At 60.7% G+C, this 18,331-nt stretch carries 21 protein-coding genes; 10 read left to right on the top strand and 11 right to left on the bottom strand.

Going from position 1 to position 18,331, the window contains the following annotated elements; translation table 11 throughout:
• Positions 1-68 precede the first annotated feature (68 nt).
• Both FHU12_RS18985 and FHU12_RS18990 read right to left on the bottom strand, forming a co-directional pair.
• Positions 69-944, bottom strand: coding sequence for a helix-turn-helix domain-containing protein (locus tag FHU12_RS18985; protein ID WP_141971163.1), 876 nt, complete (start codon positions 942-944; stop codon positions 69-71).
• Positions 945-954: 10 nt separating this feature from the next.
• Positions 955-1,332 carry a hypothetical protein gene (locus tag FHU12_RS18990; RefSeq protein WP_141971165.1) on the bottom strand — a complete coding sequence of 126 codons (378 nt, stop codon included), beginning with the start codon at positions 1,330-1,332 and terminating at the stop codon, positions 955-957.
• Positions 1,333-1,452: 120 nt separating this feature from the next.
• On the opposite strand from FHU12_RS18990, the gene FHU12_RS18995 reads away from it, so the two are divergent.
• Positions 1,453-2,274, top strand: a complete 822-nt coding sequence (locus FHU12_RS18995) for an AraC family transcriptional regulator (protein WP_050594400.1) — start codon at positions 1,453-1,455, stop codon at positions 2,272-2,274.
• Between the two features lie 34 nt (positions 2,275-2,308).
• Here FHU12_RS18995 and FHU12_RS19000 read toward each other — a convergent pair whose 3' ends face one another.
• The 7 genes from FHU12_RS19000 to FHU12_RS19030 form a co-directional block, all read right to left on the bottom strand.
• Positions 2,309-3,445, bottom strand: coding sequence for a porin (locus FHU12_RS19000; protein ID WP_033641738.1), 1,137 nt, complete (start codon positions 3,443-3,445; stop codon positions 2,309-2,311).
• Between the two features lie 370 nt (positions 3,446-3,815).
• The gene (locus FHU12_RS19005) at positions 3,816-4,586 is read right to left on the bottom strand and encodes a 3-hydroxybutyrate dehydrogenase (protein ID WP_141971166.1); all 771 of its coding nucleotides are present in this window, start codon (positions 4,584-4,586) and stop codon (positions 3,816-3,818) included.
• 12 nt (positions 4,587-4,598) lie between these two features.
• Positions 4,599-5,990, bottom strand: a complete 1,392-nt coding sequence (locus FHU12_RS19010) for a GntP family permease (RefSeq protein WP_033641736.1) — start codon at positions 5,988-5,990, stop codon at positions 4,599-4,601.
• Between the two features lie 45 nt (positions 5,991-6,035).
• Positions 6,036-6,959: a 3-hydroxyacyl-CoA dehydrogenase family protein gene (locus FHU12_RS19015; RefSeq protein WP_033641735.1), complete on the bottom strand. Its 924-nt coding sequence runs from the start codon at positions 6,957-6,959 to the stop codon at positions 6,036-6,038.
• Positions 6,960-6,977: 18 nt separating this feature from the next.
• On the bottom strand, positions 6,978-8,162 hold the full coding sequence (locus FHU12_RS19020; RefSeq protein ID WP_141971168.1) for an acetyl-CoA C-acetyltransferase: 1,185 nt from the start codon (positions 8,160-8,162) through the stop codon (positions 6,978-6,980).
• A gap of 14 nt (positions 8,163-8,176) precedes the next feature.
• A complete protein-coding gene (locus tag FHU12_RS19025; RefSeq protein WP_141971170.1) occupies positions 8,177-8,830 on the bottom strand; it encodes a CoA transferase subunit B in 654 nt (217 codons plus the stop codon).
• 11 nt (positions 8,831-8,841) lie between these two features.
• Entirely contained in the window at positions 8,842-9,540 is a 699-nt protein-coding gene (locus FHU12_RS19030) for a CoA transferase subunit A (RefSeq protein WP_004933280.1), read from the bottom strand.
• Between the two features lie 168 nt (positions 9,541-9,708).
• Between FHU12_RS19030 and FHU12_RS19035 the strand changes: the two genes are divergently transcribed.
• Positions 9,709-10,626 (top strand): LysR family transcriptional regulator, encoded by a 918-nt coding sequence (locus FHU12_RS19035; protein ID WP_141971172.1) that lies wholly within the window; start codon positions 9,709-9,711, stop codon positions 10,624-10,626.
• Here the strand turns inward: FHU12_RS19035 and FHU12_RS19040 are convergent.
• Complete coding sequence (locus tag FHU12_RS19040; RefSeq protein ID WP_141971174.1) at positions 10,616-10,828, bottom strand: hypothetical protein; 213 nt, start codon at positions 10,826-10,828, stop codon at positions 10,616-10,618. The genes FHU12_RS19035 and FHU12_RS19040 overlap by 11 nt on opposite strands.
• Before the next feature lie 136 nt (positions 10,829-10,964).
• Between FHU12_RS19040 and FHU12_RS19045 the strand changes: the two genes are divergently transcribed.
• From FHU12_RS19045 to FHU12_RS19060, 4 genes are read left to right on the top strand one after another with little or no spacing between them, the layout of a single operon-like run.
• Entirely contained in the window at positions 10,965-11,504 is a 540-nt protein-coding gene (locus FHU12_RS19045) for a hypothetical protein (RefSeq protein WP_025305148.1), read from the top strand.
• Positions 11,501-11,911 carry a putative T6SS immunity periplasmic lipoprotein gene (locus tag FHU12_RS19050; RefSeq protein ID WP_127146464.1) on the top strand — a complete coding sequence of 137 codons (411 nt, stop codon included), beginning with the start codon at positions 11,501-11,503 and terminating at the stop codon, positions 11,909-11,911. The genes FHU12_RS19045 and FHU12_RS19050 overlap by 4 nt, the downstream gene beginning before the upstream one ends.
• Positions 11,880-12,239 (top strand): hypothetical protein, encoded by a 360-nt coding sequence (locus FHU12_RS19055; protein ID WP_237731039.1) that lies wholly within the window; start codon positions 11,880-11,882, stop codon positions 12,237-12,239. Before FHU12_RS19050 ends, FHU12_RS19055 begins: the two co-directional genes overlap by 32 nt.
• Complete coding sequence (locus FHU12_RS19060; protein WP_141973035.1) at positions 12,239-12,634, top strand: hypothetical protein; 396 nt, start codon at positions 12,239-12,241, stop codon at positions 12,632-12,634. Before FHU12_RS19055 ends, FHU12_RS19060 begins: the two co-directional genes overlap by 1 nt.
• Positions 12,635-13,058: 424 nt before the next feature.
• Here FHU12_RS19060 and FHU12_RS19070 read toward each other — a convergent pair whose 3' ends face one another.
• Complete coding sequence (locus tag FHU12_RS19070) at positions 13,059-13,358, bottom strand: hypothetical protein (RefSeq protein ID WP_077791580.1); 300 nt, start codon at positions 13,356-13,358, stop codon at positions 13,059-13,061.
• Between the two features lie 242 nt (positions 13,359-13,600).
• Between FHU12_RS19070 and FHU12_RS19075 the strand changes: the two genes are divergently transcribed.
• The 4 genes from FHU12_RS19075 to FHU12_RS19090 all read left to right on the top strand — a co-directional run bounded on the left by FHU12_RS19075 (position 13,601) and on the right by FHU12_RS19090 (position 18,319).
• Positions 13,601-14,971 carry a glutamine synthetase family protein gene (locus FHU12_RS19075; protein WP_141971178.1) on the top strand — a complete coding sequence of 457 codons (1,371 nt, stop codon included), beginning with the start codon at positions 13,601-13,603 and terminating at the stop codon, positions 14,969-14,971.
• 29 nt (positions 14,972-15,000) lie between these two features.
• Positions 15,001-15,411 (top strand): GNAT family N-acetyltransferase, encoded by a 411-nt coding sequence (locus FHU12_RS19080; protein ID WP_141971180.1) that lies wholly within the window; start codon positions 15,001-15,003, stop codon positions 15,409-15,411.
• Between the two features lie 13 nt (positions 15,412-15,424).
• A complete protein-coding gene (locus tag FHU12_RS19085) occupies positions 15,425-16,114 on the top strand; it encodes a trehalose-6-phosphate synthase (RefSeq protein WP_141971182.1) in 690 nt (229 codons plus the stop codon).
• Positions 16,115-16,708: 594 nt separating this feature from the next.
• Positions 16,709-18,319: an ABC transporter permease gene (locus tag FHU12_RS19090; RefSeq protein ID WP_260440739.1), complete on the top strand. Its 1,611-nt coding sequence runs from the start codon at positions 16,709-16,711 to the stop codon at positions 18,317-18,319.
• The last annotated feature ends 12 nt before the right edge of the window (positions 18,320-18,331 follow it).

Genomic DNA, 18,331 nt, shown 5'->3' on the forward strand with positions numbered 1-18,331 from the left:
CCGATGTAATATCGCAATTTTTTGTAACCTGACGCGCCACGAAGGCGATTTTTTGCGAGAACCGCCGCCTAACTGGCGGCGGCCAACGCTTCCACCCGCCGGATTGGGATCAGATATTCACAGCGGATCGCCGCGCCGCCGAGCGGGCAGCTGCCCTCCTGCGCCGGGTAGAAACGCTCGATATCCTGCCCCGGCCGGCGGATGGCGTTCATCTGTGGCATCGCGGTGTCATACAGCCGCACGATAAAGTTTTGTAACCCTTCCGCCAGCCCTTGATAGGTGAAACGGGCATACTCCCCCTGTTCGATAGTCACCCGCTCTCCCATCGCCCCTTCATCCGGCAGAGCGGCGGTATAGGCCATGCGCGGGCAGCCCCGGCGTTGCCTGTCGACCTCCAGGCTGGTGAGGCCGTACACCACCTCCGGCAGTGCTTGCGGCCGCAGCAGCTGCCGCCAGGCATGGCGGCGCAGCTCGCATTTGGAATCCGCCAACTGCCCCAGCGTGAAGCTGCGGCGCTGGGTGTTGCCCACCAGCTGCATGGCGGGCAGCGTCACGATGTCGGCCTGCGGCAACGGCGCCTCGGTCAGCCGCAGCGGCGGCTGCAGGCCATAGCTCGACCAATCCTGGCTGCGGCGATAGCTGGCCGGCGGCAGACCGAACTGCTTGCGAAAGCAACGGGTGAAGGTTTGCTGTGAATCGAACTGGTAAGTATCGGCGATGCAGGCCACGCTGGTGCCGGTCAGGCGCAGTTCGCGCGCAGCGGCGGTCAGCCTTCTGCGGCGCGCGTAAGTGCCGAGAATATGGCCGGTATGCTGCTTGAATATCCGCTGCAAATGCCACTTGGAGTAGCCGGACTTGGCGGCGATGTCGTCCAGCGTCAGCGGCTGATCCAGGCTCTGCTCGATCCAGGCCAGCAGCTGTTCAATCACCTGTTGCTGGTGCATGGTATTCCCCTTATTTTAACAGTAACGTCTGCGCCAATACCCGGCCTGCGGCCTCATCGGCGGCCACCAGTATCGGATAGCCCCAGAATTTGGCGCCGTATTCGGCGAATTCTTCCGCCGCCGCGCGTTTGGCGTCGTCCGGCTCCAGCATGATCATGCCTTTCACCCACAGCTTCAGCGCCTCGCGGTTATCGCGTTTCCACAGCGCCACCTGGGTGCGAGCATCGCGATCGTGTTCTTCACCTTCATCGCCGACGCTGCGGTCGGTCATCAAGACAAAGGGTTCGGCGCGCGCCAACAGCGCGCTGAACTCAGCCAGCTCGGCCTGGGTATCGCGCCCGTTGCGGCGCATCCACACCAGCGGAAAAGTGGCGGTATCGAGTGACATAATCAGTTTCCTCGCGAAAGGGTTTAGGACTGGCGCTTACTTTATCGGCACCGGCGCTAGACCACATTGCGCAATCAGGACATAATACTTTTCAATTCCGCCAAATTGAGAATTGTTCTCATGAAAGTACAGATCCCTCGCCGCAATATCGATATCGATCAGGTGCCACGCCCGCTGTTCGCCGTACAGAGTTCCACTATCGAACAAGACTGGGAAGTCGAGCCGCACCGTCATCAAAAGGCGCAGCTGATCTATACCGTGCGCGGCATGATCCGCTGCGAAGTGGAAAACGGCCTGTGGCTGGTGCCACCTCAGTGCGCGCTGTGGATGCCGGGCAACGTGTTGCACAACGCCCAGGGCGCCGGCTCAACGGAAGCTTACTGCCTGTTCGTCGATCAACACGTCGTCGCCGGCTTGCCGCAAAGCTGCTGCACGCTGTCGGTCTCGCCGCTGCTGCGCGAACTGCTGCTGCAGGCCACCACCTTCGAACCGCTCTACGACGAACAGGGCGCCGAAGGGCGCCTGACGGCGGTACTGCTGGATCAGCTGGTGGCCGCGCCGATCGAGAATCTGCACCTGCCGGTGTCCGACGACGCGCGCATCCGGCAGTTGACCGAAGGCATGCTGAACAGCCCGGCGGACAAATCCACCCTCGGGCAGTGGGCGCAGCGCATCGGCATGAGCGAGCGTTCCCTCAGCCGCACCTTGCAACAGCAGATGGGCATGAGCTTCGGCCACTGGCGGCGCCAGCTACACGTGATGCTGGCGCTGCAGCGCTTGACGCAGGGTGAGAGCGTACAGACGGTGGCGCTGGATCTGGGCTACGAAAGCGCCAGCGGCTTCGTCACCATGTTCAGAAAGGCAGTGGGCAAACCGCCGGCGCGTTATCTGGCGGAACGCAACGCCTCCGGGCAACCCCTGGGCGGCGCGATCAGCATGTGAACGGCCGGCGAATGCCGGCCCGGCAAGACACCGATCAGAAGTCGTAGAACACCGTAATCCAGGTGGAATCCGGCTCGTTGTCGCTGCTGTTGGCCAGCGTGCGCTCCACATACACCGACAGGCCGTAACCGATGGTGGTGCCCGCGCCGAGATAGACGTGGTTGGCGTGATACGCCTCGTCCCCCTTCAACCGCAGCGAGTCCGCCGCCACGTAAGGCTGGACGGATTTGAGGAACGGCTTGTCGATATTGAAGGTGTAACCGACAAAGCCTTCCAGCCCGTAGCCGTCACCGGCGAAGAAGTGCGACAGCGTGCGCTGGCGGGTGCTCGGCACATAGTCTTTGTAATAGCTGGCGGTGCCGACGATGTACCAGTTGTTCGGCTGCCAGGTTAACGCGGTGCCGGACAGCTGCTGGTGATAATCCTTTTCGCTGTACAGATTGTCTTTGATCTTCGCGTCGGTATAACTGTAGGCCGCGCTGAAGGTGAAGTCTTTCGTCACCTTGTAATCGAAGCCCAACCCACCCCCGCCCTTGCGGCGATAAATCAGGTTATCCGCAGTGTGCAGATCGTCTTCCGGCAATAAATAGTTGGCGTACAGCGTCACCGGCCCGAAATCATTGGTGTACTTGAGGCTGTTTTTCGGTTTATTGCCGCCGTCGTAGTCGCCGGAAATACCGATGCCGGTGCCGCCCGCATGGCCATCGTTATCCCAGACGTCGCTTTTGATGCCGACCACCGAATAATAGATGCCGTATTGATGGCCGTAGGTCAGGGTGCCGTAACGATCGTCTTTGAAACCGGCGTACAGCTGGCGCTGATAGTCGCGCTTGCCGTCTTCGTTATAGTGCCCGTCCCAGCTGAGCGCGTGCGCCAGATCCACGCCCCACTCGTAATAGCCGATGATCGAGGTGTCCTGCGTCAGCGCATAGTCGCCGCTGAAGCGAAAACGCGTGCCGCCGTCGTGGCCATTTTTGTCATAGCCCGGCTCCGGGCCGTTATTGAAGATCCACTCGGGGCGAATGCTGCCGCCCACCTTGACACTGAGCGGTGCCAGCAACACATTGCTCTGCGGGTTTTTATCCAGAATGGTGATCTCGGCCTGTGCGCCGGCGGATAACGCCGACAGCAAGACGCCGCCAATGAATATTGGCGTTGTATTTTTTCTCATTATTACCCCTGCCCGAAAAATTATTGTTATAAACACGGTGGTCTTAAGCCACGCGGAAATAATTACCCGATGTAAACAGCGCACGCAAGATATAAAAATTCACGTCATAATCTGCCATTATTCCAGGTTGGCTTTATTTTCAGCATAAACGTGTTCATCTGTAACGCGAAGAAAAACAATGTAATAACTGCAGCACGAAATAAACCAATCCGCACGTTTCATCCAAAATAACCCGGCGCGATTATCCGGGAATAAAGATAGCAAATAACAAATAAATATTATTGCCACAGATAAACCGTCACGCAGGGGAATTAACTAAAGGCGGGAAATAACGACGGAGCGCGTCGCGCGCTCCGGGAGAAAGAATTCACTACTGCGCCAGCCAGCCGCCGTCCATGTTCCAGGCGGCGCCGCGCACCTGCACCGCCGCATCGCTGCACAGGAACAGCGCCAGCTCGCCGAGCTGCTCAGGCGTGACGAACGCTTGCGAAGGCTGCTTCTCCGCCAACAGCTCATCGCGCGCCTGCTGCGGATCGGTCCCGGCGGCAATGCGTTTGTCGATCTGCTGCTGCACCAGCGGCGTCAGCACCCAGCCGGGGCAGATGGCGTTGCAGGTGATAGGCGTGCGTGCGGTCTCCAGCGCCAGCGTCTTGGTCAGCCCCACCACGCCGTGCTTGGCCGCCACATAGGCCGACTTGTCTTTCGACGCCACCAGCCCGTGCACCGACGCCACGTTGATGATGCGCCCCCAGTTACGCTCGCGCATCCCCGGCAGCGCCAATCGGCAGGTGTGGAACACTGCCGACAGGTTGATGGCGAGGATGGCGTTCCATTTCTCCACCGGGAACTGATCCAGCGGCGCCACGTGCTGAATGCCGGCGTTGTTCACCAGAATGTCCACGCCACCGAACTCGCGTTCGGCATACTGCATCATGTCCGCTATCTGGCCCGCATCGCCGAGATCGGCGCCGTGATACCCCGGCGCGGCGCCCAGCCGCGCGACCTGCGCTTGCGCCTGCTCCACGTCGCCGAAGCCGTTGAGGATCACGCGCGCGCCGGCGGCGGCCAACACGGACGCTATCCCGAGGCCGATGCCGCTGGTCGAGCCGGTCACCAGCGCGGTTTTGCCTTGTACACTCATGGTATCGCTCCTTTAAACAATGCCGGTCAGGTAGAACACGCCGATCACGAACAGCACCGCGGCGCTCTTGATCAGGGTGATGGCGAAGATGCCGCCGTAGGCCTGCCGGTGGCTGAGGCCGGTGATCGCCAGCAGGGTGATCACCGCGCCGTTGTGCGGCAAGGTGTCCATGCCGCCGCTGGCCATCGAGGCCACACGGTGCAGCACCTCCAGCGGAATCTGTGCCGCATGGGCGGCGGCGATAAAGCTGTCGGACATCGCCGCCAGCGCGATGCTCATGCCGCCGGAGGCCGATCCGGTGATGCCGGCCAGCAGGGTGACGCTGATCGCTTCGTTCAGCAGCGGGTTGGGGATCGCCGACAGCGCCTGCGACAGCACCAAAAAGCCCGGCAGCGCGGCGATCACCGCGCCGAAGCCGTATTCGGAGGCGGTGTTCATCGCCGCCAGGATCGCGCCGCCGACCGCCGTCTTGCTGCCTTCCGCCAGCCGGCCGCGAATATTGCGAAAGCCGAACACCACCACCAGCAGAATACCCGACACCAGCGCCGCTTCCACCGCCCAGATGGCGGTGATCTTCGCCACGTCGGTGGTGATCGGCTTGGCCAGCCCCGGCAGCGTCAGCTCGTGGCTGGCGCCGTACCACTGCGGGATCCAATGGGTGAAGCCAAGGTTGAATACCCCGACCAAAATCAACGGCAGGATAGCGATCAGCGGGTTCGGCAGGTTGATGTCGTCCGGAGTTTCCGGCTCGTTCAGCAGATCGGTACCGTACCCTTCTCCCTTCAGCTGCGCCTTACGCCGCTGGCGTTCAAGATACAGCAGACCGACCGCGATGATGAACAGCGAGCCGATCAGCCCCAGCCAGGGCGCGGCCCAGGCATTGGTGCCGAAGAAGCTGGTCGGGATGATGTTTTGGATCTGCGGCGTGCCGGGCAAGGCGTCCATGGTGAAGGAGAAGGCGCCGAGCGCCACGGTAGCCGGGATCAGCCGCTTGGGGATACCACTCTGGCGGAACAGCTCGGCGGCGAACGGATAGACCGCGAACGCCACCACGAACAGCGAAACCCCGCCGTAGGTCAGCAGCGCGCACACCAGCACGATCACCGGAATGGCGTGACGCCGGCCGAGAATGCGGATCGCCGCCGCGACGATCGAACGGGAGAAGCCGGACAGCTCGATCAGCTTGCCGAACACCGCCCCCAGCAGGAACACCGGGAAGTAGAGCTTCACGAAGCCGACCATCTTCTCCATAAACAGCCCGGTGAAGGTCGGCGCCACCGCGCCGGGATCGGTCAACAGCACCGCGCCCAGCGCGGCGATCGGGGCGAACAAAATCACGCTGTAGCCGCGATAGGCGGCCAGCATCAGTAATCCCAGTGCTGCCAGGGCAATCAAAACGCTCATCGGACACCTCGCTATCGTTGTTATTGTCAGGTACGGAGTGCGAAATTACGGTTTCAGCGCAAAGCGCAGCTGATGCGCCCGTCGCCGTTGAATGCGTTCCCTGCGGGCGTCATCCCAAAGATAAAATCCCCGGCCGCTGCGCTGGCCGGTATCGCCGCGCTGCAGCCGCTGTTCCACCAGCGCCATCATCTCGTCGCCGGTCGCCAGTTCCGGGAACAGGTGGCGAGCGATGTCCGCCACCGTCGCCAGCCCGGTCATGTCGGCGGCCTCCAGCGGGCCGACCATGGCGTAGCGCCGCCCCAGCGAGGCGCGCATCACCTGATCCACCACCTCGGCGCTGGCGATGCCGCTGTGGACGATGTGCAGCGCCTCGCGCAGCACCGCAAACTGCAGCCGGTTGCCGACAAACCCCGGCGCGGCGCGCTCCAGCAGCACCGCCTCCAACGCCATCCCGCCGAGCAGCGCCTGCACCGCCGCCAGATGGCGCGGATCGGTGGCGCGGCCGGGCACGATCTCCACCAGCGGGATCAGGTGCGGCGGGTGCCAGAAGTGGGCGATCAGCAGGCGCTGCGGATGGGTCATGCGCGCCGCCAACTCGTCCGGCGGCAGGCCGCTGGTGTTGCTGGCAATCACCGCGTCGTCGGCGATCAGCCCCTCCAACTGCTCATACAGCGCGTGCTTCAGCTCGAGCCGTTCCGGGATCGCCTCGATAAGCAGCCGGGCGCGCGCCACGTCGTTCAGATCGCCGGTCACACGCAGGCGCGCCAGCGCCGCATCGCGCTCAGCGTTATCAAACTGCCCGACGTCGCTCAGCTCGGCCAGAATGCCGCTCGCCACCGCAGGCGCTTCCACCCGCCGCTGCGGATCCGGGTCATACAGCAGCACCTCATGGCCGTGGCGAATAAAGTGGGTGGCGATACCCACCCCCATCAGCCCGGCGCCCAGTACCGCATAGTCAGATGACTGCATGGTGCCCTCCTCGGTTGTTTACGGGCGCTCTACCGCCAGCGCCACGCCCTGCCCGCCGCCGATGCACAGCATCGCCAGCCCCTTGTTCACCCCGCGGCGCTGCATTTCGAACAGCAACGACACCAAAATGCGGCAGCCGGACGCACCGATCGGATGCCCCAGCGCGATCGCCCCGCCGTTGACGTTGACCCGCTCCGCCTCCCAGCCCAGTTCTTTGCCCACCGCCAGCGCCTGCGCGGCGAAGGCTTCGTTGGCTTCGATCAGATCGACTTCCTCCAGCCGCCAGCCGGCTTTTTCCAGGCAGCGGCGCGCGGCCGGCGCCGGGCCGATGCCCATGATCGCCGGATCGACGCCCGACGACGCGTAACCGGCGATGCGCGCCAGCACCGGCAAGCGCAGCGCGGCGGCTTTTTCCGCGCTCATCAGCAGCACCACGGCGGCGCCGTCGTTGAGCGACGAAGCGTTGCCGGCGGTTACCGTGCCTTCCTTGCGAAACGCCGGGCGCAGCCGCGCCAGCGCCTCCAGGCTGGTGTCGCGCGGCTGTTCGTCGTGCTCAACGCTCAGCGCTTCCCCCTTCGGCTTCGGCACCGTCACCGGCGTGATCTCCTGCACAAAACGCCCGGCCTGCTGCGCCGCCTGCGCCTTCTGCTGCGAGCGCAGCGCGAACCTGTCTTGTTCTTCCCTGCTGATGGCGTATTTCTCCGCCAGGTTCTCGGCGGTGATGCCCATGTGGTAGTCGTTGAACGCGTCCCACAGGCCATCGTGGATCACGCTGTCGACCATCTGCGCGTGACCGAGGCGCAGACCGGCGCGCGCGCCGGCCATCAGGTAAGGCGACTGGCTCATGCTCTCCTGGCCGCCGGCGATCACCGCCTCGGCGTCGCCGCTGCGGATCGCCTGCACCGCCAGATGCACCGCCTTCAAACCGGAACCGCACACCTTGTTGATGGTCAGCGCCGGCGTCGTCACGGGCAGCCCGGCATTCAGCGCGGTCTGGCGCGCCGGATTCTGCCCGCAGCCGGCGGTCAGCACCTGGCCGAGGATCACTTCATCGATCTGCTGCGGCGCCACGCCGCTTTGCGCCAGCAGCCCCTGCACCGCCGCCGTGCCCAGTTCCACCGCCGTCAGCGGCGCCAGCGCGCCGTGAAAACTGCCGACCGGCGTGCGCGTCGCCGCCACAATCACCACTTCACGTTGTTGCACATTCACCTCCCGTTTCAGAAACGCATTTCCGGCACATGCTCCGGCACGATCAGCCGGCCGGCGGTTTTGGCGACAATCTCCGCCACGTTGACGCCCGGCGCGCGTTCGCGCAGCACGAAGGCCCCGTCTTCAATTTCCAGATAGGCCAGATCGGTCAATACCTTGCGGATGCAGTTGGCGCCGGTCAGCGGCAGCGTGCAGCGCGGCAGCAGCTTGGACTCGCCGCCTTTCGCGGCGTGGGTCATCACCACGATGATGTTCTCCGCCCCCGCCACCAAATCCATCGCGCCGCCCATGCCCTTGACCATCTTGCCGGGGATCATCCACGAGGCGATGTTGCCCTCGACGTCCACTTCAAACGCCCCCAGTACGGTCAGATCGACGTGGCCGCCGCGGATCATGGCGAACGACTGCGCCGAATCGAAGATCGACGCGCCGAGGCGCGCGGTGACCGTCTGCTTGCCGGCGTTGATCATGTCGGCGTCCAGCTGCTGCTCGGTCGGGAACTCGCCCATCCCCAGCAGGCCGTTTTCCGACTGCAGCATCACGTCCATGCCCGCCGGCACGTAGTTGGCCACCAGCGTCGGGATGCCGATGCCCAGGTTGACGTAGTAACCGTCCCTCAGCTCTTGCGCCACGCGCTGCGCCATTTGTTCACGGGTAAGCATGCGAATTCTCCTTATGCCCGCAGGGTGCGTTGTTCGATACGCTTTTCGAAGGTGCCCTGAATCAGCCGATCGACATAGATACCGGGGGTATGGATCGCCGCCGGATCCAGCTCGCCCGGTGCGACGATCTCTTCCACTTCCACCACCGTGATACGCCCGGCGGTCGCCATCAGCGGATTGAAGTTCTGTGCGGTGTGGCGGTAGATGACGTTGCCGAAGTGATCGGCCTTCCAGCCTTTCACGATGGCGAAATCACCGGTGATGGCGGTTTCCATGATGTAAGGGCGGCCGTTGAACTCGCGCACCTCTTTGCCTTCGGCGATCGGCGTGCCGTAACCGGTGGCGGTGAAGAACGCCGGGATACCGGCGCCGCCGGCGCGGATCTTCTCCGCCAGCGTGCCCTGCGGCGTGAGATCCACCTCCAGCTCGCCGCTGAGCGCCTGCTGCTCGAACAGCGCGTTTTCGCCGACGTACGATCCCACCACCTTGCGGATCTGATGGGTTTCCAGCAGCCGCCCGAGACCGAACCCGTCGACGCCGCAGTTGTTGGAGACCACCGTCAACCCGCGCACGCCGCGCCGGCGGATCTCTTCGATCAGATTTTCCGGGATGCCGCACAGGCCAAAGCCGCCCGCCAGCACCGTCATGTTGTCCGTCAGGCCTGCCAGCGCTTCCTGGTAGCTGCCGACGCGTTTGTCGAGCCCTGCCATATCGTTGCCCCTGCATGTTGCGGCGCAGGGCGAAATGCCCTGGCTTGCGTGAGGGCATCTTCAGGTCACAAAAATGATTTGTTAATTTTGTTTTTATGCCGCATTCATTTAGAATTTTTATCAATCAGTCGTTAACCGACAATTAACAAAGAGTTAACGAAAGCCAAAATGAAAATGAGCATCAAACAGTTACGCGCGTTTTTAGCGGTAGCTCACACTCTGAATTTCGCCCAGGCCAGCGAGCGGCTGAATATTTCTCAGCCGGCGCTCAGCCTGGCGATCCGTGGGCTGGAAGACGCGCTGGGCGGGCCGCTGCTGTTGCGCACCACCCGCCGGGTGACGCTGACGCCAGAGGGGGAAACCTTCTTCCCGATGGCGCGCCAGCTGCTGGCGGATTGGGACAACGCGGAAGAGGCAATGCGCCAGCGCTTCACCCTGCAGATGGGCAAGGTGGCGCTCGCCGCCATGCCGTCGTTCGCCGGCAACCCGCTGCCGCCGATCCTCAAGGCGTTTCGCGATCGCTACGCCGGCATCAACGTGGCGGTGCACGACGTCATCAACGAGCAGGTGTTTGAAATGATCCGCGAAGGGCGGGTGGAGATGGGCATCGCCTTCGAGCCGGAGCCGAGCGACACCCTGCACTTTACCCCGCTGTGCCGCGATCGCTTTCTGGCGGTGGTGCCGAAGGATTCGGCGCTGGCGCGCAAGGCGCAGGTGAGCTGGAAGGAGCTGCTGACGCTGGATTTCATCACCCTGCAGCGGCCATCGGCGGTGCGGCTGCTGCTGGAGCAGGAGCTGGCCCGCAGCGGGCGAACGCTGGAGGTGGCGTTTGAAAGCCACCAGCTGGTGACGGTCGGGCGCATGGTGGCCAACGGCCTCGGTGCCAGCGCGGTGCCGGCGCTGTGCGAGAAACAGATGGATGAGCTGGGGGCGGTCTGCGTGCCGCTGATCGGCCCGATTATCGAACGGCGCGTGGGCCTGATCCGCCTGGCGCAGCATCAGCTCTCTTCCGCTGCGCAGGCGCTGGCGACGGTGATCGAACGGGAAATGACGGGGAGTGGCGGGCAGCCTGCGCTTAAACCGTAAGCCCGACGTGCTTGCCGCCCGGCAGCTCGAAAAAGAAGGTGGTTATTGCCTTACGGCTTGAACAGGGGATGCGACGAGATACGGGAACAGCGGCATCAGTATCGGCCAGAGAAGAAAACATGCGGGTTTGGCGAGGTAATAAAGCACGCAACCCGGCGTTTTTATTTTTGAATATATATAAAGAAATAAAATCATTTTCCATATCAATCAATAGATTGAACTAAAAATCCCTTTACCTTTCCATCTTGTGAGCGAACGCAAAAGATTGTGACAAAGTGGGTTAATCGTGTCTGAACTTTCGCTATGGTGTTTCTTTCATGTTTTAACGGATTAAAACCATGGCCACAACTCAAGGAAACGCCAGAAAACTTACGGCCGGTGAAATCACATTGGCCAGACTGCTCTACAAAAATGCTGTCGATTACTCCCGCGTTCGCGTCCATAACGGCAGCTATTTCCCCTTCGGCTTACAGCATGAAGATACGGCCGTAACACCAAATGGCACGCTCTATTTTATGCCCAAACACTTTCAAGAAGACTTTGCCACGGCAAACGCCTACGATCAGCATTGGTTTATCCATGAAATGGCGCATGTCTGGCAATATCAATTAGGCATGAACGTACGCCTGCGCGGGTTGGCTAGTTGGGCGGTTTCCTACCAGTATTCCTTGCCCAATTATCATCTTCTATCCGATTATGGAATGGAGGCACAGGCAAGTATCATTGCTGACTATTTCTACCTAACTAAATTCGGACGCAATGGCTTTCAAGTAATCACCAACTACAGCGGCATTATTGGGCCAGACATCAAAAAACGCTATGAATGGGTATTGCGAGCTTTCCTGAACAATCCAAAGAACCGGAACACCTTGTCATGATAAGACTTTATCTCTCGTTACTGTGCGCACTGCTACTGAACGGCTGCCAATCCACTCAACCCTGGTACCATCCGTTGGATGTCTCACTAAAAGACAACCAACCTTGCTTTGCAGTGCCTATCAACAGTGTTCGCAGCGGCGACAGCCTGCAAAACCGGGGAGTGATCGTCTCACGACAGGAACAACGGCAATGGCATATCGTCTGGACCTCACCAGAAGTCACTCCGTTGCCTGACCTGAAACCAGGGCAATGCGTCACTTATCCGCAGGTAAACTGGGCTGCGGGAGAATACTCGGTCTTGCTCGGCGTCTCGATGAATAACGATACGGAAAGGCGTAAATACATGAGAACCTTTACTTTGAGCATCGAGCGTAATGGAAAGACACTATTACGTAGCGATCATTAAGCTACCCATCGTTGTATTTTCAGATGATTCTCCGATCGAGAGCGTGAGCCAGAACCTGGCCTGCACCACCGGCCGCGAACAGGAGTGCGCCAAGATCGCGGTGAAGGGATACAGTCATTTTGCGGCAAGTACTGCGGCGGGGATTTGGGTAGGGAATGCAGGTGCAGGTCTTGCGATTGCAGCCTGTTCAATTGTGTTAGGTGCAGCAACAGCAGGAACAGGTGTGATCGTTTGTGGTATCGCTGGAGCCGCTATAGGCGGCGCAGCAGGATCCACACTGGATGGCATGGGTTCCGATTATTTGACGACGTTAGTGGTAGGTGAATGATGAAATTTATCGTCATATCGTGTTTGATATTGCTGGTTTTAAGCGCCTTCATCCAGTTCATTGGTTACCGTCGCCATAAAAAAGAGTTTGATGCTTTCTATCAACGTTACGCCGGCAGCGGACATTTTATTCCGCCCTACGTCGCCTTTGCCGATAGCCTCGGCATGCTTGGAACCTCATTGAAAGCACAGTGGTTTCTTTGGATTCTGAAAAGGAAAAAAATAAAAATAAGGGATCAAGTTTGGCTCGATGCGAAAACCTACGATTTCGTGCAAAAAACCGCCTCTCCTGAGCTACAGAAGTGGCTGGCGATGGATTTTATACTTTTGCTCGTAGAGGCCATTATTACCACCGTGGGCTGTATTTTTATTTATCTCATCAAAATCAACGTATAAAAATGATCAATTATATTGAGTCTTACATAAAAGAGATAAAACTCTTAGTGGTATTACTATTCTTTCTTTGCCTTCTTATCGCTATTATCCAATTTATTTACTATCGGCTTCATAAAAAAGAGTTTGATCTCTTTTATCAACACTATGTGGTGAGTAAACACCCTGTTCCACTTTTTGTCGTGATAGCGGACAACCTTAACTTCATCGGTGTTTCACTAAAAGCCCAGTGGTTTCGTTGGATTTTGAACAACCGGAAATTAAAACTGACTCGCAACGTTTGGCTAAGCCCCAAAACCTACGATTTCGTTCGAGCAACTTCATCACCAAGGTTAAAAAATTGGATCCGTAATGATTTCAGATTATTAATGTTACAAGGAGCACTCTTAATCATCATGTGTCTCCTGAACTATCTCCTGAAGTCGGTCTAATCTCCCTCCACCGCCTGCACCGCCGCCTTCTGCGTGGCGCGCTGATATAAGCACAGCTCCCTGCCCGGCTTGTTTTTCATAAACGGCTGCGGGTAGCGCCCGCCGATAAACAGCGCCGAATAGCCGACGTCATCGCCGTAGTGAACGATCGCCCCTTCCACCCTGGCGTTTTTTAGCCCGCTGGCTTTCAGGCAGGCGGCGCGCATCGCCCTTTCGCTCTCGGCCCACGCCTGTGGGGAAGACGCGGTGGCATTGAACGCGGCCAGCGCGGCGATAAGCAGCCCTATTCTCTTCATCGTTATCCCTCTTCGATACTCCGTCTCGCCAGTATAGACCCTGTCGATACGCCCCCCACTCACGCCACCGAACTCTTTACGGCATTTTTATTCCGTGCCCCGTTAACGTTACGGCGTTTTTACAGACAGTTTTTGCCGCCGCAGATACCCTTTTCACATCGCCGCTATGGCCTCACAAGAGAGTTGTCCCATGCGTTTATCCCTGCCTCTGGCCGTGACCGGTCGCCGTTCTGGAGCGCGCCATGCATGCTAATATCATCGGCTTCAATCCGCTGCTGGCGGTGCTGCCCACTTCGCCAACGCGCGCCTTCCACAAAGAGCTGGAACACTACCTGCAGCGCTATCCGCAGACCGAACAGCTGGATATTTATCTGCACGATCTAAACGGCCAGCTGCGCGGCAAGCGGCTGCCGATCGCCGAAGCCTTTGGGCTGGAGAAAGGCTGCTACTTTCCGCTGTCGATCTACGCCCTGGATCTGCACGGCCGGGTGGTTGAAGAAAGCGGGCTGGGGCAACGGGCGGGCGAACCGGACCGCTTGTGCCTGCCGGTGCCCGGCACGCTGCGCCCCTGCGCGCGCGATCCCGAACGCCACGCCCAGCTGCTGCTGACGATGCAAAACGCCGACGGCGGCGCCTGCGAGCTGGAGCCGCGCGTGGTGCTGCAACGGGTGCTGAAGCGCCTGCACGAGCGCAACTGCTTCCCGGTGGTGGCGGCCGAACTGGAGTTCTACCTGCAGGATCCGCAGCATCCCGCCGAGGCGGAAACCTGCCCAACGCAGAGCTTCGCGGTGGATGCGCCCGAGCGCCACCATGCGCTGCTGAGCGACATCGAACGGCACGCGCGGCTGCAGAGCCTGCCGTTGACCGGCGTGGTGGCCGAAGCCGCCTCCGGCCAATACGAGCTGAATCTGCATCACAGCCGGCGCGTGCTGGAAGCCTGCGACCAGATCATGGCGCTGAAACGCCTGACGCGGCAGATTGCCGAGCAACATCACCAGCACGCCTGCTTTATGGCCAAGCCCTGCGCCCACGCCGCCGGCAGCGGGCTGCATTTCCACATCAGCCTGCAGGACGAGCACGGCGAGAACCTGCTGACCGGCGCGCCGGGCGAACTGAGCGACAACATGCAGCAGGCGATGGCGGGCATGCTGGCGCTGATGCCGGCGTCGATGGCGATCCTGGCGCCCAACATCAACGCGTTTCGCCGCTTCCGCCCCGGCATGCACGTGCCGCTGCGCGCCTCCTGGGGCCACAACAACCGCACGGTGGCGCTGCGCCTGCCCTGCGCCGACAGCGCCAACCAGCGCATCGAATACCGCCTGGCCGGCGCCGACGCCAACCCCTATCTGGCGCTGGCGGTGATGCTCGGCGGCCTGCTGCACGGGCTGGAAAACCCGCTGCCGCTGCCGCCCGCCGCCAACGGCTGCGAGAGCGACAACGCCGCGCCCTTGCCACTCGGCCAACAGGAAGCGCTGGCACTGTTCCGCCACAGCGATCCGCTGCGCGAGCTGCTCGGCCCGGCGTTTTGCACCCTGTGGCATACCTGCAAAAGCGCCGAACTGCGCCGCTTCGAGGAACAGGTCACCGCCGCCGAACTCGGCTGGATGCTGTAACCACCCGGTTCATTAACCTAAGGACAATCATGAACATGCAATCGCAACGGGCGCCCGTGCAGCCGCTGCTCTGCTGGCGCAAAGGCGTTTTTCATATCAGCACCGATCGGCAGTTGTTGGATATCGAGGCGATCCAGCGTTTCCTCAGCCTGCAGGATCGGGCGGCGGCCGAGCGCCTGGTGCACCACGGCCTGTGCTTCGGGCTGTACCGCAAGCGCCACCTGCTCGGTTTCGCCCGCATGGTGACCGATTACGCCACCTTCGCGTCGGTGAGCGAACTGTTCGTCAGCGCCGAATACCGCGGCGTCGGGCTGGGAAGCTGGCTGACGCGCTGCTGCCTGGCGCATCCGGCCTTGCGCGGCCTGCGCGTCACGCTGCCCGCGCTGCAGGCGCCCTGGCGCGCCGACGGTGCGGCGCACGCCCTGCGCGCCCTTCACTGATAAGGAGACCCCCATGTCTCGTTTGGTGCTGATTTCCAACAAGCAGTGCGACGGTAAGGATCTGGCCTGCGCCGGCCAGACGCTGGCGGCCGACGCCGAACCGGGGCTGTGGCTCGGCTGGAACGGCGACGTGCAGAATTTCGCGCAGCGCCCGATCAGTTGCTGCCAACGCGCCGGTTACGTTCAGGTGACCTTTCCGCTGTCGATCGAGGAGTTTCGCCGTCACTATCAGGGCTATTACCACGACGGACTGTGGCCGGTGTTCCACAACCAGCCGGAGAAAGCGCACTTCACGCCGGAAAACTACCGCGCCTACCGGCAGCTGAACCGCCGGTTTGCCGATATCGCCTGCGAACACCTGTGCCCGGGCGACATCGTCTGCATCGACGACTACCAGTTGCTGCCCTGCGCCCAGGCGCTGAAGGAACAGGGGTTGCTGAACGCCTGCGCGTTCTTCTTCCACCTGCCGTTCCCGTCGGCGGCGCTGCTGCGGCGCATCCCGGAACATCGCCAGCTGATCGCCTCACTGCTGTTCTACGATTTGATCGGCTTTACCACCACCGAAGATCGCAACGCCTTTCTCAGCTGCCTGGCAGGCGAATTCCCGCTGGAGATGCTGCCCGACGACCAGATCCAGGCCAACGGACATCTGTTCGCCACCGGCATTTTCCCCGCCGGCATCAACGGCAGGCAGGTTTATTGATTTACGGCGGCGCGCCCCCTTCTGGCGCGCCGTTTTATTTCGCCGCGATTTATTTTTACCGTTTTTATTGCCATCACCATGCGTTATTTCATTTTATGAATATAGCGATTAAAAAATGAATATTCATCCTGTTACATATCAACCATAAAAACCCTACGCCGCCAATTGCTTTTTATTAGCGAAACACATTACCCTCTCCCTGCCATATTTAAACCGAGGAGGGCCCCATGGGCGATGAAAGTTTTAGTTTTACGCTAATGCTATTGGGCGTCTTTCAGTAATGCCATCCGCGTTGCATTCTGAAAGACACAGAATGCGGCATCCGCTCCCCTTCTGACGGTTTTCCCGCTCTGCCTGCCCGCCCATCGCCCCGCTGCGAAAACAACGTCTGTCTCAACCGCTACAGCGGTATTTATCTGGTGTCGCCGGGCATATTCCCCGAGCGGCGACGGATTTCTTATGGGAAAAATAAGGTATTGCGTTATGCAAAATAACCGGGGTACATCTGTTTTCAAAAAGTCTTATTTAAATGACTTTATCGTTATCGCCATCGGTGTTTTTTTCATTGCCTTTTTTATTCGTGCCTGGGGTGACATGCACGCTGACTTCAATGAACAAAACGTCTCTGCCATTAATCTCGATGCCTGGAACCTGCTTTATTATTCGCTCAGAACCAGCATGCGCTTTCTCCTCGGCATGGCCTGGTCGCTGCTGTTTTCTGTGGTATTCGCCGTGCTGGCCGCGCGCTATGCGCCGCTGCGCCGGGTGATCCTGCCCTTCGTCAACTTTATGGAGTCGGTGCCGCTGGTGGGGTTCCTGACCTTCACGACCGTGTATTTTCTCAACCTCTACCCGCACAGCGTGATGGGGCTGGAGTGCACCGCCATCTTCGCGGTGTTTACCGGCCAGGCCTGGAACATGATGCTGACGCTGTATCAGACGCTGCGCATCGTGCCCAAGGAGCTGGACGAAGCCGCCCGCAGCTTCAATTACAACCCGTGGCAACGCTTCTGGCGGCTGGAGTTCATCTATTCGGTGCCGGGCCTGCTGTGGAACGCCATGGTGTCGCAATCCGCCGCCTGGTTCGCCCTGGTGGCCTCCGAAGCCATTCCGGTCGGCGATCGTTCGGTCGAACTGCCTGGCGTCGGCTCCTACATCGCCGAAGCGCTGGCGCAGCAGAACGTGCCGGCGATCCTGTATGCGATCGTCGCGCTGGCCGCCAACATCGTGCTGCTCGATCAGCTGGTTTTCCGCCCGCTGGTGCGCTACACCGCCCGCTTCAAATACGAAGACGTCACCGCCAATCGCCCGCTCGGCAATCCGTGGTTTTACAACAGCCTGGCCTTCTCGCACGTCGGCGCGGCACTCGGCCGCACGCTGCGCGCGCTGGCTGACCTGTGGCTGTTCAAGCTGCCGCGGCTGTGGTACGCCCTCGGCCTGCACCGCCTGTTCAGGCTCGCCGCCAAGGGGAACTGGCTGTGGCGCAGCCTGTGGTATCTCGGCGTGGTGCTGGCCTGCGTCTGGTTCGGTTACCGGCTGTGGGAATACTTCCCCAAACAGTACTTCGCCATGCTGCCGGAATGGATGCTGCTCACCACCGCGCGCGTGGCCGCGGCCATGCTGCTCAGCGTGGCGATCTTCACGCCGCTGGGGGTGTGGATCGGCATGAATCCGCGGCTGGTGAAGATCTTCCAGCCGATCATCCAGATCCTGGCGGCCATTCCGCCCAACATTTTCTACCCGCTGATCGCCGCCTTCATCGCCATTTATCATCAGGATCTCGGCTGGTGGGCCATCCCGATGATCATGCTGGGCACCCAGTGGTACGTGTTGTTCAACGTGATCGCCGGCGTTTCCGCCATTCCAACACAGATCACCGAAGTCAGCGAAACCTTCGGCCTGCGCCGCTTCCGCTGGTGGCGCTACTACATGCTGCCGGCGATCTTCCCCTACATCGTGACGGGCATCATCTCCGCCGCCGGTGGCGCCTGGAACAGCGCCATCGCCGCCGAGGTGATCCAGTGGGGCAGCACCACCCTCAGCGCCACCGGGCTGGGCGCGTTCATTTCCGTGGTCACCGACGCCGGCAAGAACCCGGAGTCCGCGCTGGGCTGCGCCGCCATGTGCGCGCTGGTAGCGCTGTGCATCATCTTCGTCTGGCAACCGCTGTATCGCATCGCGGAAACCAAATTCAAATATGACTGATCAAGGGGGAAC

Source organism: Serratia marcescens (assembly GCF_006715005.1).
In the GTDB taxonomy this organism is placed as follows: domain Bacteria; phylum Pseudomonadota; class Gammaproteobacteria; order Enterobacterales; family Enterobacteriaceae; genus Serratia; species Serratia montpellierensis.

Bases quoted from the DNA above. Each gene is read 5' to 3' on its own strand.
- FHU12_RS19080 (WP_141971180.1), top strand. From the start codon at position 15,001: ATGAACATGCAATCGCAACGGGCGCCCGTGCAGCCGCTGCTCTGCTGG.
- FHU12_RS18985 (WP_141971163.1), bottom strand. From the start codon at position 944: ATGCACCAGCAACAGGTGATTGAACAGCTGCTGGCCTGGATCGAGCAG.
- FHU12_RS19055 (WP_237731039.1), top strand. From the start codon at position 11,880: ATGGAAAGACACTATTACGTAGCGATCATTAAGCTACCCATCGTTGTA.
- FHU12_RS19050 (WP_127146464.1), top strand. From the start codon at position 11,501: ATGATAAGACTTTATCTCTCGTTACTGTGCGCACTGCTACTGAACGGC.
- FHU12_RS19010 (WP_033641736.1), bottom strand. From the start codon at position 5,990: ATGAGCGTTTTGATTGCCCTGGCAGCACTGGGATTACTGATGCTGGCC.
- FHU12_RS19005 (WP_141971166.1), bottom strand. From the start codon at position 4,586: ATGAGTGTACAAGGCAAAACCGCGCTGGTGACCGGCTCGACCAGCGGC.
- FHU12_RS19015 (WP_033641735.1), bottom strand. From the start codon at position 6,959: ATGCAGTCATCTGACTATGCGGTACTGGGCGCCGGGCTGATGGGGGTG.
- FHU12_RS19030 (WP_004933280.1), bottom strand. From the start codon at position 9,540: ATGGCAGGGCTCGACAAACGCGTCGGCAGCTACCAGGAAGCGCTGGCA.
- FHU12_RS19090 (WP_260440739.1), top strand. From the start codon at position 16,709: ATGCACGCTGACTTCAATGAACAAAACGTCTCTGCCATTAATCTCGAT.
- FHU12_RS19060 (WP_141973035.1), top strand. From the start codon at position 12,239: ATGAAATTTATCGTCATATCGTGTTTGATATTGCTGGTTTTAAGCGCC.
- FHU12_RS19085 (WP_141971182.1), top strand. From the start codon at position 15,425: ATGTCTCGTTTGGTGCTGATTTCCAACAAGCAGTGCGACGGTAAGGAT.
- FHU12_RS18995 (WP_050594400.1), top strand. From the start codon at position 1,453: ATGAAAGTACAGATCCCTCGCCGCAATATCGATATCGATCAGGTGCCA.
- FHU12_RS19040 (WP_141971174.1), bottom strand. From the start codon at position 10,828: ATGGAAAATGATTTTATTTCTTTATATATATTCAAAAATAAAAACGCC.
- FHU12_RS19045 (WP_025305148.1), top strand. From the start codon at position 10,965: ATGGCCACAACTCAAGGAAACGCCAGAAAACTTACGGCCGGTGAAATC.
- FHU12_RS19025 (WP_141971170.1), bottom strand. From the start codon at position 8,830: ATGCTTACCCGTGAACAAATGGCGCAGCGCGTGGCGCAAGAGCTGAGG.
- FHU12_RS19000 (WP_033641738.1), bottom strand. From the start codon at position 3,445: ATGAGAAAAAATACAACGCCAATATTCATTGGCGGCGTCTTGCTGTCG.
- FHU12_RS19075 (WP_141971178.1), top strand. From the start codon at position 13,601: ATGCATGCTAATATCATCGGCTTCAATCCGCTGCTGGCGGTGCTGCCC.
- FHU12_RS19070 (WP_077791580.1), bottom strand. From the start codon at position 13,358: ATGAAGAGAATAGGGCTGCTTATCGCCGCGCTGGCCGCGTTCAATGCC.
- FHU12_RS18990 (WP_141971165.1), bottom strand. From the start codon at position 1,332: ATGTCACTCGATACCGCCACTTTTCCGCTGGTGTGGATGCGCCGCAAC.
- FHU12_RS19035 (WP_141971172.1), top strand. From the start codon at position 9,709: ATGAAAATGAGCATCAAACAGTTACGCGCGTTTTTAGCGGTAGCTCAC.